Here is a 13,988-nt window from a genome sequence, read left to right as displayed (position 1 = left end):
CGCTCACCTCGCCTCAGCGGATAGTCTCCGCCGCGAGGTTGTTCCCTACTTTTGTGGCGCTTGAAGGGCCAACTCGGCGGGCACTTCGCTGGCCTTGCCATCGTGAAGGTGGCAGGCGACCAGACGCTCTGGTTCCGACATCTTGAGGGCGGTGCGCGAGAGCGCGGGGTCCTCGGTACGGCAACGGTCCATCACAAAGGGGCAGCGGTCTGCGAACCGGCAACCGTTCGGAAGTTGGGCCATGTCGGGAGGTGATCCGGGGATGCCCTGCAGCTCGCGACGCGGTCCACGCAGGGGTGGGAACGAGTTGAGCAGACCCTTGGTGTACGGGTGACGGGGGCGCAGGTAGGCGTCCTTCGCATCCGCGGCCTCGACGATCTCGCCCGCGTACATGATGGCGATGCGGTCGGCTACCTCCACGAGGAGCGAGACGTCGTGCGTGATGAAGATCACCGAGAATCCCAGGCGATCACGCAGGTCCGTGATCTCCTCGAGGATCTGGCGCTGCATCACCACGTCGAGTGCGGTGGTGGGCTCGTCCATGATCAGCAGCTCGGGCTCGAGCACCAGGGCCATGGCAATCATGACGCGCTGGCGCATCCCGCCGGAGAGTTGGTGGGGGTACGCCTTGAGACGGTCGGCGTTGATGCCCACCATCTCGAGGACGTAGGCCGCACGTTCACGAGCCTCCTGCTTGGTGGCGGTCTTGTCGTGCGCCTTGATCGCGTCGATCAACTGCGTGCCGACCCGGTGAACCGGGTTGAGAGAGTTCATCGCGCCCTGGAACACGATCGCGAAGTCACGCCAGCGAGCGGTACGCAGATCCTTGTCGTTCAGTGTGAGAATGTCCGTCTTGACGCCGTCGCGGCCGGTGAAGATCACCTCGCCGCCACGAATCACGCCAGGAGGGGGGAGCAGCCGGGTTGCCCCATAGGCGAGCGTGGACTTGCCACATCCGGACTCACCCGCGAGACCCAAGACCTCGCCGCGGTTGAGCGTGAGCGAGACGTCCTGGAGGACGTGGGTGGGGTCGTCGCCGAACCCGTAGTCAACCGACAGGTTCTTGATCTCCAGGATGGGATCCGCGGCCTGAAGCGTCGCGTGGGTAAGCGCAGGGGCGGTGGTAGTCATGTCTAGCCCTTCACGTTCGTAGAGGCGGGTGTCTCGCCGGGAGTTTCCGGGGCGGAGGAATTGCCGCCAGGTGGACTGCCGGGTTGCGACTTCGCGACCACTCCGCCGTGCGTCGTGCCGCGGTCGATGGGAGTGAAGCCAACGCGGGCCTGGACGCCACGCTTGCGGAGCACGCGGGCGTACCTGCCCGTGGAGCGCAGGCGCGGGTTGACGAACTCGTCAATTCCGAAGTTGATGAGCGCGAGCGCCACACCCACGGCGGCGATGCAGAGGCCGGCGGGGACAAACCACCACCATGCGCCACGGGCAAGTGCCTGGTTGCCCTGTGCCCAGTAGAGGATGGTTCCCCAGTTCCAGTCGGTGGGGGAGGTCACACCAATGAACGCGAGCGTGACTTGAGTCAGGATGGCGAAGGTCACGGTCGCGACAAAGCTGGACGCGATGATCGCGGTGAGGTTGGGAAGAATCTCTGCGAGCACGATGCGCCAAGTGGATTCGCCGTTGGCGCGAGCGGCCTCGACGTAATCGCGCCTGCGGTGTGACATGGTCTGTGCCCGCAGGACGCGTGCTCCCCAGGCCCACGCGGTGAGTGAGATCACCACGGCGATCACCAGCATTCCGCCATCGAGTGAACTCGCGACAATGATGAGCAACGGCAGCGCCGGGATCACCAGGAAGATGTTGGCCAAAAGGGACAAGCCCTCGTCGCTCCAGCCCCCCAGGTATCCGGCGGTCACACCGATGACAATCGCGAGAATTGTGGCAAGGATGCCCGCAGCGAAGCCCACGATCATCACGTAGCGAGTCCCCACCAACAGTTGAGACAGGACGTCCTGACCCAGGTGAGTCGTGCCGAGCCAGTGCTCCCACGACGGCGGTGCGACAAGCTGGTCGCTGAAGGCATCGGGGTCGTAGGGGGCGATCCAGGGACCGATGATCGCGATGATGACAAAGAAACCCAGGATGATCATGCCGGCAATCGCTTTGGAATTGCGCAGGAAGACAAACTGCGAGCCCTTCTTGGGCTTGGGCGGGCCTTGCTTGGTGTGCGAGACGCCAGGCGCATCCGGACGAGGGAGCTCCTGTGGTTCCAGGTTGTTCGTGTCGACAGTAGTCATAGCTAGCCTTCCTGCCTAGTGCGAGGATCGAGGAATGCGTAGACCACGTCCGCCATCATGTTTGCAACCAGAATCGCAAGCGTGATGACAAGGAAGCAGCCCTGCATGAGGGGGTAGTCACTCGCGTTTACGGCCTGATAGAGCACAAAGCCGATTCCCGGATACGAGAAGACCATCTCCATGACCAACGTGCCGCCCACAATGAAGCCGAGCGCGAGTGCGAAACTTGAGATCTGCGGCAGCACCGCGTTGCGGGCCGCGTAGCTGACCATGACACGGCGTTCCTTCAGGCCCTTGGCCTGGGCCACAGTCACGTAGTCCTCTTGGCCGACGGTGACCATCATGTTGCGCATACCTAGGATCCAACCGGAGATTGAGGACACCACGATGGTGAGCGCGGGCAGGGTGCCGTGCCACAGCACGGAACTGATGAACTCCCAGTTCCACGCTGGGACGAGTCCGGGCTGGTAGCCCTTCGAGGCGGGGAAAAAGTCCCAGGTGACGGCGAACAGCAGGATAGCGATCAGGCCGAACCAGAAGTAGGGGACTGCGGAGAAGAAGGTCGCGACTGGGAGTACCGCATCTGCTTTGGTGCCGCGGCGCCAACCAATCAGCGTTCCGACGGTCGTCCCAAGGATCACGCTGAGGATGGTGGCAATACCAACCAGGCCCACGGTCCAAGGAAGCGACTGCTGAATGACGGCACTCACAGGGGTGGGGAAGAACGCAAATGATAGCCCCAGGTCGCCGCGGAAGAGCTGACCCCAATACGAGGTGTACTGCTCCCAGAGACTCTGGCCGTTGTCGAGGCCAAAGAGCACCTTCAGCGAGTTAATCGCATCGGGGCTGATCTGACCGCCCGACTTGATGATCGCGGAGGAAACGGGGTCACCGGGCATGATGCGCGGCAGGAAGAAGTTTAGGGTGACGGCGGCCCACGCGGTGATGATGTAGAACGTGCCGCGGCGTATAAAGAAGCGCATTAGATGGTCTCCTTGACGGACTTGGTGACGCCGGAGACGTCTGGCTTGGTGTCGCGGTCGGAGTAGCCCCAGCAGCGTGCCGCGCGGTCATCTCCAGGCACGTTGAACAGTTGGGGTGTCTCTGAACGGCAGAGGTCGTTGGCGAACGGGCAGCGAGTCGCAAAGCGGCATCCCGGAGGCGGCGACACTAGGCTCGGCGCCTCGCCGGAGGTGGAGCGCTCGGCGCGGGCGGGGGCGTCGGGGTCCGGGGCGGAGTCGATGAGCAGTCGCGTGTACGGGTGAGCCGGAGTCTGGGTGATGTCCTCGCTCGACCCCTGCTCGACGATCTGGCCCGCGTACATCACCATCGTGCGGTCCGCGAAGTAGCGCGCGGAGGCGATGTCGTGCGTGATGTAGAGAATTGCGACGTGCATGTCGTCGCGCAGAGTCTTGAGGAGGTTCAGGATTCCCAGGCGGATGGAGACGTCGAGCATCGAGATGGGCTCATCGGCTAGAAGGACGTCGGGGTCGGCTGCCAGGGCGCGCGCAATAGCGACGCGCTGACGCTGGCCTCCGGAGAGTTCGTGGGGGAACTTATCGATGTAACGGTCAGCGGGTGTGAGCTGGACGCGGGCGAGGAGCTCCTGAAGCGCCGTCTCCAACTTGTCTCCGCGGAGCTTTCCTTTGTGGATCCGGACGCTTCGCGTGAGCGTGTAACGAATGGTGTGGATGGGGTTGAGTGATCCGAAGGGGTCCTGGAAGATCATCTGGACGCGCTTGGAGTGGCGGCGGAACGCGCGCCTTCCGCGACCGTCAACGCTCTTGTCACTGAGGCGGATGTCGCCTCTGGTGCGGTGGATCAGCAGCGAAAGAAGCTTGGCAATGGTGGACTTGCCCGATCCGGACTCGCCTACGAGTGCGACGACGGAACCCCGCGTCAGTTCAAGGTCGACCCCGTCGACGGCGTGCACTGCCTTACCGCGCGCCATCCCGCGCAATGGGAAATGCTTTGTCAGGCCCTGGGCCTGGAGGACGACGTCGCCGGCCGTCTCGACCGCGGCGGCGCTGCCGGCGGGAGGAGTGTCTGTAGGCATTCGCTTTCCTTGCAAAGTATTGGAGTGAGTCGTGGGTGACACCAGAGTGTGGTGGGGGCGAACTCTTGCGAGCTCGCCCCCACCGGTGTAGTTAGTCGGTCGCAGGCTTCAGTTTCATGAGAATCTGAGAGGCCTGCGGGCCGGTGGGCTGTGCCTGGTTGTAGGGGTCCTCATCCGAGGGCCATCCGGTGTAGTACTTCGAGGAGTACTCGGCGGATGCGGGACGTCCACGGACGATGATCGCGGGTTGGTCCTCCACGAAGCGCTTCTGGACTACGTCCATGGCCTCCTGGCGAACCGAGTCCTCGGATGCGCTCGAGAAGTCAGCGAGTGCCTTGGTGGCCTCGTCATTGTTGTAGCGACCGAAGTTCCAGTTGGCGGCTTCGCCCTGCTCCAGGTAGTAGGCGCCATCCATGATGTCGCTGTACATGTCGTAAGGAGTGGGGCCTCCGTCGGTCCAGTGCAGCGATGCCTGGAAGTCGCCGGCCGCGATATCTCCGAACCAGGAGTCAGCGTCGGGGGTGTCGACCGTTGCTTCGATGCCGATTTGGCTTGCCATGTCGGCAATCTGCTGCAGGGTGGTGACGTAGTCGTTCCAGCCGGCGGGGTCGGTCAGCGTGAAGGTCACCTGCTCGCCGTCCTTGTCGAACAGCGTGTCGCCCTCGTACTTGTAGCCGGCGTCGGTGAGAACCTTCTTGGCTCCTTCAACATCAACTGAGTACTCTTTGCCCTGGTACTCGGAGGAGATGAACGCGTTGCCAGCAGGGGTCGGCATGCCGGTGATCGAGGTGACCTCCGGGAAGGCCTTCTCCGAACCGATGTTGAAGATGGCGTTGCGGTCGGTCACCATGCTGAGCGCCTGGCGGACGGCCACGTCATTGAACGGCTTGGTCTCGTTGTTCAGGTAGAGCACGTCGACGGCCAGGCCCGAAGGGGTCCAGAAGTGGTTGTGCTCGGGGTCCTTGGCGATGTAGACATTCTCGTAGTCCGAGATGTTGGTCCAGCCCCACTGCAATTCGCCGGCGACGAGTGCCGTCGTCATGGCCGCGTTGTCCGTATAGGACGTGTAGAGCAACTCGGGAGCGGCAGGAGTGCCCCCCCAGTAGTCAGCGTTGGGAACGAGTTTGACAGCCTCGGGGGTCCAGTTCTCAAGGACGTAGGGGCCGGTTCCGATCGGGTCCTGGTTGAGGTCAGTCGTCGGGTCTGCGATAGCTTCCCAGATGTGCTTGGGCACCACGAACGTGTTGAGCACGCGATTCGCCTTAACGAACACAGGCTGCGTGAAGCCAACATTGACCATGTTGCCATCGACAGTGATGTCGCCGTAAGGCAGTGCGGTGTTGTTGAGTGCCTCGTTGTCCTTGCGGATCTGGAACGAGAACGCCACGTCGTCGGCAGTCAGCGCGGTGCCGTCCGACCAGTTCACGCCGTCACGGACAGTGAACGTGACGGACGTGTAGTCCTCGTTCCACGCTGCTTCAGTGGCGAGCCAGGGCTCCGGAGGTGTGTCCGAGATGTCCGTGGTCTGAAAGAGGGGCTCGTAGATCGCGTAGGCGTAGCCGAGTGACTGTGCCGAGGACGTGTTCACGAACGGATTCGAGTTGTCGGTCTGGGTGCCGTTCGGCATTCCGATGGTCAGGGCTTCGGTGCCGACAGCTCCCGCGCTAGCGGAGTTGCTGGTTGAGGGCGCGGGGGAGTTGGTGGAGTCTTCGTTGGAATTATCCGAAGAGCAACCAGCAACCACCAGTGCGGTGGCGAGCCCAAGGGCTACGGCCGGGATTAGTCGGTTAGACATCATGTACCTCTCTGTGACGTGATGCGGATCATGTTTTAGGTGAGCAGTGGGCTACTCGTGGTGGTGAAATTCGAAGCCAGCGAGTGCCAACTCCTTCTACCCGTTCGTCAGCCGGAATGATCCGTCTGAGTTAGGGCGCTTGCCTCTCTCGGTTTAGTGCGCACGGCGGAAGCGGTGCTGCCGGGGGAGGGAAGACTAATGAGGGCTCGGGTCCTGAGGTCTCGGACGGAGCGGCCAAGGGCAATCGTGTAGTCGCCGCTAGGTAGTACCCAGGAATGTGAGGAGATGTCCCACACCTCAAAGACGCGGCGGGGAAGGCGTACACAGACGGTTGCCATATCGCCCGCGTCAATGGTCACGCGGGTGAAACCGCCGAGCCAGCGGATGGGACGCTCGATGCCAGCCGGGCTGGGCGAGGGCGCCTCGACATAGGCCTGTACAACCTCGGCGCCTGCGCGGATACCCGTATTGGTGACGTGAAGCGTCACGGCGACCATGCCATCGTCGGAGACGGCGGCCGATGCGTCGGTTCCGTACTCGAAATCGGTCCAGCCAAGGCCGTGGCCGAAGGGGGCGGCCGGGGCTTTCTCGGTGCGCTCCCACTCGCGGTATCCCACGTGGATGCCCTCGGGGTAGTGCAGCACCATGTCGGCGTCTGGTGCCGTGTCCATGATGGGGACGTCAGACTCGGAGAGGGGCAGCGTCCAGGGCAGACGGCCGGCGGCCTCGGTCCTCCCAGTGATGACGTCGGCGATCGCGTTGCCGCACTCTTGGCCGGGAAACCAGGCCCACAGGACAGTCTTGGCCTTGTCGAGCCACGGCAACAATACGGGTGCACCCGCGTTGACGACCACGACGGCATCCGGGGCCACCTCGAGCACGCGGCGAACTAGTTCGTCCTGACGGCCGGGAAGTGCCAAGTTTACGCGGTCCCAGCCCTCAGACTCCACCTCGGAGTTGGTGCCGACAACCAGTACGGTGAGGTCGGAGGTGCGGGCGGCCTCGACGGCCTCGCGGATCTCGTCTTCTATAGAGGGGCCTGGACGAGCGTGACGAAAATCGGCGCGCACCCAGCGTCCGTAGCCACCCGCGTCGACGGTCTTCAACTCGACGCGAAGGCGCACGGATCGCGGGCTGTCAGTCGACACTGCCAGGCCCACGCCGAGGGGCGAGTTGGCGCTGGAGTCGAGGATCACGCTCGCGTCTACCTCAACGTCCGATTCGGATACGAGGTTGTCGTCTATAAAGATGCGGTGGGCACCTACTACGCCAATGTCGATGCGGTGCTCGCCTGCCTCGCGCAGAGCTAGGTCGGTCTCAAGCGTCACATCGGTGCAGTCTTCGGACGGATCGTTGTGCCAGCCGGACCACGCGGGGTTCACCAAGGACTTGATGATCTCGCCGGCCGCGTTCAGTTCGGTGACGGCGATGCCCGGCTCGCCCGTGGCGGGGACGGTGACGTCTTGGGTGAGATCTGCCGGTGGTGTGTGTACCAAGGCGGACCCCCCACGCAGGAGCGTGATGTCGGCGCCGGGGAACGCCTCCGTGAGCCCCGACTTGGGGCTCACCACGTAATGCGGGTGAACCGTAGAACTGCCTCCACCTAGTACGTAGGCGTTGACCGCATTGGGGCCGATGAGCGCAATGCTCTTCACGTTCGCTGGGTCCACGACGTACTCATCGCCGCGACGCAGAACAACCGTGGCCTCCGCCGCGAACTGGCGCAGGAACTCCGCGTCGTCGGGACGCGAAGGCGCGGGTATTGGTTCGCCAAATCCGCCGGCGCGCTTGGCGAGAAGGAGGATGCGGGTGACCTTGTCGTCGATGACGCTTTCGTTGACGTGTCCCCGGCGCACTGCCTCGAGGAGTTTGCCCTCCCATGGACCGCCGGGTCCGGGCATCACGAGATCGAGGCCGCCGTTGGCCGACTCGACGGTGGTATTCGTGGCCATCCAGTCGCTGAGAACGACGCCATCGAAGCCCCACTCGCCCTTCAGCACGTCGTTGTTCAGGTGACCATGTTCCGTCATGGGGGCAGCCTGGTCGCCGACGTCGGCGCCGTTGTATGCGGCCATGACCGACCACACACCGACGTCGGTAACAAGGTGCTCGAACGGTGCCATGTAAATTTCACGCAGCGCCTGCTCGGGGACCCGCGACGTGTACTCAGTGCGGTAGTTCTCCGAGTCGTTGGCTACGTAATGCTTGACACACGCGGCTACTCCCGCATCCTGCATCGCGCTGACCACCGCAGCGGCAATTTGAGTGGTGAGATGGGGGTCCTCGGAGTAGCACTCGAAGTGGCGACCGCCAACGGGAGTGCGCTGAATGTTGACTTGCGGGGCGAGGACAATGTCCACGCCAAGCCGGCGGGCCTCGGTGGCGAACATGATGCCGGCGCGGCGAGCGGTGTCAATGTTCCAGGTGGCTGCGAGGCCACTCGGAGAAGGCATGAGGAGACTAGTGGCACCGGGGATCTCCCCAGTTCCGCGAACTCCCACGGGGCCATCGGAGATGGCGAGTGAGCGCAGACCGATGCCGGGCATCGCGTAGAGGCGCCATGCGGTCTGTCCCGTGAGCAGGCGCACCTTCTCTTCGAGGCTGAGTGTAGCCATGAGGGGTGCAATGGACTCGTCGACAGCGTTGCTGGCGGCAAGTGCATCCTGGGACTCCGTCGTCACTTTTTCTTCTCCACATTCACATCGTTGGGCGGGATATCTGGAACCTTACTTACTAGTTAGTAAGTTTGGCAACCCTCCCAATCAAAGTCACGAAACCGTTATGTTTCCGTTACTGTGGCGGCATGACTGAAAGCGCAACGTCGCGGGTGGCCAAGCCGCGCGAAGAGACCCTGCGAAAGCGCGAGGAGATTCTCAGTGCCGCGATGGTGGTGTTTGGAAACAAGGGCTACAAGAACGGCTCCCTGGCGGAGATTGCCGAGCAGGTGGGCATGACTCACGCAGGGGTTTTGCACCACTTCGGGTCCAAGGACCAGCTATTGCTCGAGGTGCTGCTCTACCGTGACCGCACAGACGTCGAGCACATTGAGGGCCAGCACATTCCTGACGGCTTGGAGCTGTTCAACCACCTCGTGCGCACCGCCAGAATGAACGAGCAGCGTCCTGGAATTGTTCAGGCGTTCGCGGTGCTTTCGTCCGAATCCGTGACGGACAACCATCCCGCCAAGCAGTTCTTTATTGAGCGATACGAGACGCTGCGGGGCGAGGTTCGCGCCGCGCTGTTGGAGGTGTGTGACCCTAGTGATCAGCCGTCAGGCGAGGAGATTGATCACGCAGTCAATGGCATCATCGCGGTGATGGACGGCCTTCAGATTCAGTGGCTCCTCTCTCCGGATGTCGTGAAGCTAGCGGACTCGTCGGCCTTTGCGATCAACGCGATTTTGTCTTCGGTGGTGTCCGGCCACACGCGACGCATTCTCAGTTAGCGCCGATCACGCGCAAGACTCGCTGGCGTAAAGATGGCGCGAGCGAACAGTGCGGTCTAGATTGGTGGCAAAGGTTTCACCAATGACGGGCAATGTCCGCGAAATAAATGGGGCGCGATGAGCAAAATTCTCGATTGCCGCCAACAGACGAGGAGAGTCCTATGACTGAATCAATCCGCGAGGTCTCGCCCAATGAGTCGAGCCGGATCTCTGAGATCGGCGAACTCACTGCCTTGGCGTACTTGGCCGACGGTTTGGTAGACCAGGCTCACCCTTACTTGCTCGCGCTTCGAGACGCGCAGGCACGCGCTGAAAGTGCGCATCTGCTCATGATGTCCGATGGTGAGGCCGGGGCGGGTGCGATTGTCGGCACCCTCACCGTCGTTGCCCCAGGAAGCCCGTTCATCGAGGTGGCCGGCGAGGACGAGTTTGAATTCCGCATGCTCGCGGTGTCTCCCATAGAGCGGGGGCGTGGCCTTGGCGCGAAGCTCACTAAGGCTGGCATGGACTTTGCCGTCGAGCGCGGCGCCAAGCGCATCGTGCTGTCGACTATGGCTCACATGCACCCTGCTCACCGGCTCTACGAACGACTTGGATTCGAGCGCCGTGAGGACCTTGACTGGGTTGTCATCGACCACCCTGATGGATCCGTTTCTAGGATTCCCGCAGCTGAAGTAGCAGGGGCCGCGGGCGAGGCAAATCGGGGCATCCAGCTCATTGGCTACTCGTGGGAGCCGCGCTAGACCCGAGCAGTGCTCGTGGGCCACGACAGCCGACTGATGCGGTGCGGCTAAACCATTAGACTCGCCTCATGTCTTCCCTTGAACGCTCCGATGTGGCGCGCCTCGCGGCGCTCGCCCGCATCGACATGACCGACCAAGACCTCGACCGCATGGCGGGTCAACTCTCCGCGATCGTGGACGCCGTAGCCAAGGTGGCCGAGGTCGCCGATTCGGATGTGGTCGCGACTTCGCACCCCATTCCCATGGCGAACATTCATCGCGAGGACGTGGTCCGTCCGTCCCTCACGCAGGAGCAGGCGCTCTCTGGCGCGCCCGCCGCTGAGGACGGCCGCTTCCGCGTTCCGCAGATCCTAGGGGAGGAAGCATGAGCGACCTCACCCGTCTGACGGCCGCGCAGATGGCCGATGCCATGGCAGCGGGGGACATCACGTCTGTCCAGTTGACGCAGGCGCACCTGGACCGCATCGGCGCCGTTGACGGCGACGTTCACGCGTTCCTTCACATCGACGCGGAGGGCGCGCTGGCCACAGCGGCAGCAGTAGATGCTGACCGCGCGGCAGGCGTAGAGCTGCCCGCGCTCGCGGGTGTGCCGATTGCACTTAAGGACTTGTTGGTCACCAAGGGCCTGCCCACTACGGCCGGCTCCAAGATCCTCGAGGGTTGGATTCCGCCCTACGACGCGACGGTCACGCGTAAGATCCGCGAGGCCCGCATGCCGATCCTCGGCAAGACCAATCTTGATGAGTTCGCGATGGGCTCTTCCACGGAGCACTCGGGCTACGGTCCCACGCACAACCCGTGGGACCTTGAGCGCATCCCTGGTGGCTCCGGTGGCGGTAGCGCCGCGGCGCTTGCCTCCTGGGAAGCTCCGCTGGCGATTGGCTCGGACACGGGCGGCTCGATCCGTCAGCCTGCGTCCGTCACTGGCACGGTTGGAGTGAAGCCAACTTATGGCGGCGTCTCCCGCTTTGGCGCAATCGCCCTGGCGTCCTCTCTTGACCAGTTGGGTCCCTGCGGCCGCACCGTGCTCGACACGGCGTTGCTGCACGAGGTCATCGGTGGGCATGACGAGATGGACGCGACCTCTCTCAACGAGCCAGTGCCGGCCGTCGTGGCCGCCGCCCGCGAGGGTGCGCTCGGCGACCTGACCGGCGTACGCATCGGCGTCGTGAAGGAACTGCGTGGCGACGACTCAGGGGAGGGCGGCGGCTATCAGGCCGGCGTCAAGCAGCGTTTCCAGGAGAGCCTGGACAAGCTGCAGGCGGCGGGTGCAGAGATCGTCGAGGTCTCGTGCCCCAACTTCGAGTACGCGCTGGCCGCTTATTACCTGATTCTGCCCTCGGAGGCCTCGAGCAACCTGGCTAAGTTCGACTCGGTGCGTTTTGGACTCCGAGTAGAGACCGGAACGATCGAGCGCACTATGGGTGCGACGCGTGCGGAGGGCTTTGGCGACGAGGTTAAGCGCCGCATCATGCTTGGCACGTATGCCTTGAGTGCCGGCTTCTATGACGCGTACTACGGTTCGGCACAGAAGGTGCGCACCCTGGTCCAGCAGGACTTTGCCGCCGCCTTCGAGCAGGCTGATGTCCTTGTGTCGCCCACGACTCCCACCACGCCGTTCAAGCTGGGGGAGCGCATCGACGATCCACTGGCGATGTACCTCAACGACGTCGCGACTATTCCCGCCAACCTCGCGGGAATTCCCGGCATGTCGCTTCCTTCCGGAGTCGCACCCGAAGATGGGCTGCCCACCGGCTTCCAGATTTTGGCACCCGCGCACGAGGATGCACGCCTCTACCGAGTCGGCGCTGCACTTGAGGCCGCGCTCGCCGCCGAATGGGGTGGTTCGTTGATGGACCAGGCCCCCGAACTGGAGGTCCGCTCATGAGCTATAACTACGAATCCGCGACGCGCGACTTCGACCCGGTGTTCGGCATCGAGGTTCACGTCGAGTTGAACACCAAGACCAAGATGTTCTGTGGCTGTGCCAACGAGTTTGGCGCGGAGCCCAACACGCAGGTGTGCCCGGTGTGCCTGGGGCTGCCTGGAGCGATGCCGGTGCCCAATCAGAAGGCAGTGGAGAGCGCGATTCGCCTGGGGCTGTCCCTGGGTTGCTCGATTCGCGAGTCGAGCCGCTTTGCGCGCAAGAACTACTTCTACCCGGACCTGTCCAAGGATTACCAGATCTCGCAGTTCGACGAGCCCACGTGCTACGAGGGCGAGCTCGAGGTGGTGCTCGACGACGGCACCGCTGTGATGATCGGTATTGAGCGTGCGCATATAGAAGAGGACGCCGGCAAGAACACTCACAAGGGTGGCTCGGGAGGAATCCAGGGCGCCGATTATTCGCTCGTGGACTACAACCGTGGCGGCGTGCCGCTGGTTGAGATCGTGACCCACCCGATCGAGGGCATGGGAAACCGCACGGCCGAGGTGGCTCGCGCCTATGTCGCGACTATTCGCGACATTGTGAAGGCGCTCGGAATCTCCGACGGTCGCATGGAGCAGGGGTCGGTTCGCGCCGACGTCAACCTTTCTCTCCGTGCCAAAGCGGCCGATGGTGAGGACCAGTCCGCAATCGAGTTCGGAAAGCGCTCGGAGACTAAGAACGTGAACTCGCTGCGCGCGATCGAGAACGCGATCCACCACGAAGCGGGGCGACAGGCGGACCTACTCAGCGCGGGCAAGCCTGTGGTTCAGGAGACCCGCCACTGGCACGAGGACACTAAGTCCACGACGCCGGGACGCTCCAAGGAGCAGGCGGAGGACTACCGCTACTTCCCCGAGCCGGACATGTTGCCGGTGCAGCCTTCCCGGGAGTGGGTCGAGGAACTACGCGCGACCATCCCTGAACACCCGGCCAAAATGCGTAAGCGTCTCCAGGCTGACTGGGGATTCGCGGACATGGAGATGCGCGACGCGATCAACGCCGATGCGCTCGACCTGATCGCGGACACGGTCGCTGCGGGCGCCAAGCCGCAGGCGGCACGCAAGTGGTGGATGGGCGAGCTCGCGCGTATTGCCAACGAGCGCGAGGTGGCCATCGCCACGCTTCCCGTCACCCCGCATGACATCGCGGAACTTCAAGGACTCGTCGATGCTGGCACCCTGAACGACAAACTCGCAAGGCAGGCGCTCGAGGGAGTACTCGCGGGCGAAGGCTCCCCGAAGGCTGTTGTCGAGACGCGTGGACTCGAGATCGTGTCCGACGATTCCGCGCTCGAGGCCGCGGTCGACCAAGCACTGGCAGCGCAACCGGACGTGTTGGCCAAGCTTCAGGACGGCAAGATCCAGGCGGCGGGCGCGATCGTGGGCGCGGTCATGAAGATTACTCGTGGACAGGCCGACGCCGGTCGGGTGCGCGAGATCATCCTGCAGCGCGCGGGAGTCAGCGAATAGCGGCATAAGAACTAAGCGAGCAGTAGACAAAAGAGTGCCGAGGCAGCGGAGCCTCGGCACTCTTTTGCGTTGCACACGCGTGTGAAGGTTAAGAGCTCGTCGCAGGCCTACCTTGGCGTTTCAAACGAAACGGTGGCCGCGCGTTGGGTGAATCCCCACTGAGACGTCACGGATGCGTGGAGGGAGGTCGGAAAATTCTTCACATTAGTTTGGCTCGGAACCGCAGCCGCGGGTCATCTTTCAGGCCGTGCTCCGCAGACAATCAGGGTGTTTACCTGGGATTATCCACGCAAAACGTCCT

The 13,988-nt window shown here is 63.2% G+C and carries 11 protein-coding genes; 5 read left to right on the top strand and 6 right to left on the bottom strand.

Annotated elements, in window-relative coordinates; genetic code table 11:
• Nucleotides 1-45 precede the first annotated feature (45 nt).
• From AOP77_RS09010 to AOP77_RS08985, 6 genes are all read right to left on the bottom strand, one after another.
• Nucleotides 46-1,131, bottom strand: a complete 1,086-nt coding sequence (locus AOP77_RS09010) for an ABC transporter ATP-binding protein (RefSeq protein ID WP_062212686.1) — start codon at nt 1,129-1,131, stop codon at nt 46-48.
• Nucleotides 1,132-1,133: 2 nt separating this feature from the next.
• On the bottom strand, nt 1,134-2,249 hold the full coding sequence (locus AOP77_RS09005) for an ABC transporter permease (protein ID WP_084622509.1): 1,116 nt from the start codon (nt 2,247-2,249) through the stop codon (nt 1,134-1,136).
• Nucleotides 2,250-2,251: 2 nt separating this feature from the next.
• A complete protein-coding gene (locus AOP77_RS09000; RefSeq protein ID WP_062212683.1) occupies nt 2,252-3,232 on the bottom strand; it encodes an ABC transporter permease in 981 nt (326 codons plus the stop codon).
• Nucleotides 3,232-4,305: an ABC transporter ATP-binding protein gene (locus AOP77_RS08995; protein WP_062212680.1), complete on the bottom strand. Its 1,074-nt coding sequence runs from the start codon at nt 4,303-4,305 to the stop codon at nt 3,232-3,234. The genes AOP77_RS09000 and AOP77_RS08995 overlap by 1 nt, the downstream gene beginning before the upstream one ends.
• A gap of 91 nt (nt 4,306-4,396) precedes the next feature.
• Nucleotides 4,397-6,100, bottom strand: coding sequence for an ABC transporter substrate-binding protein (locus tag AOP77_RS08990; protein ID WP_062213439.1), 1,704 nt, complete (start codon nt 6,098-6,100; stop codon nt 4,397-4,399).
• A gap of 107 nt (nt 6,101-6,207) precedes the next feature.
• Nucleotides 6,208-8,781 carry a beta-glucosidase family protein gene (locus AOP77_RS08985; RefSeq protein WP_236685799.1) on the bottom strand — a complete coding sequence of 858 codons (2,574 nt, stop codon included), beginning with the start codon at nt 8,779-8,781 and terminating at the stop codon, nt 6,208-6,210.
• Between the two features lie 122 nt (nt 8,782-8,903).
• Here AOP77_RS08985 and AOP77_RS08980 point away from each other — a divergent pair, with 122 nt between their 5' ends.
• From AOP77_RS08980 to gatB, 5 genes are all read left to right on the top strand, one after another.
• A complete protein-coding gene (locus AOP77_RS08980; protein ID WP_062212677.1) occupies nt 8,904-9,545 on the top strand; it encodes a TetR/AcrR family transcriptional regulator in 642 nt (213 codons plus the stop codon).
• A 161-nt stretch (nt 9,546-9,706) separates the two neighbouring features.
• Complete coding sequence (locus tag AOP77_RS08975) at nt 9,707-10,288, top strand: GNAT family N-acetyltransferase (protein WP_084622508.1); 582 nt, start codon at nt 9,707-9,709, stop codon at nt 10,286-10,288.
• 68 nt (nt 10,289-10,356) lie between these two features.
• On the top strand, nt 10,357-10,656 hold the full coding sequence (gene gatC, locus AOP77_RS08970) for an Asp-tRNA(Asn)/Glu-tRNA(Gln) amidotransferase subunit GatC (RefSeq protein ID WP_062212674.1): 300 nt from the start codon (nt 10,357-10,359) through the stop codon (nt 10,654-10,656).
• Complete coding sequence (gene gatA / locus AOP77_RS08965) at nt 10,653-12,176, top strand: Asp-tRNA(Asn)/Glu-tRNA(Gln) amidotransferase subunit GatA (protein ID WP_062212673.1); 1,524 nt, start codon at nt 10,653-10,655, stop codon at nt 12,174-12,176. Before gatC ends, gatA begins: the two co-directional genes overlap by 4 nt.
• Nucleotides 12,173-13,687: an Asp-tRNA(Asn)/Glu-tRNA(Gln) amidotransferase subunit GatB gene (gatB, locus tag AOP77_RS08960; protein WP_062212670.1), complete on the top strand. Its 1,515-nt coding sequence runs from the start codon at nt 12,173-12,175 to the stop codon at nt 13,685-13,687. Before gatA ends, gatB begins: the two co-directional genes overlap by 4 nt.
• Nucleotides 13,688-13,988 lie beyond the last annotated feature (301 nt).

Source organism: Demequina oxidasica (genome assembly GCF_000975115.1).
GTDB classification, from domain to species: domain Bacteria; phylum Actinomycetota; class Actinomycetes; order Actinomycetales; family Demequinaceae; genus Demequina; species Demequina oxidasica.
Note: the sequence above shows the minus strand (reverse complement) of the source record. Positions and strands in the feature narration are given on the sequence as shown.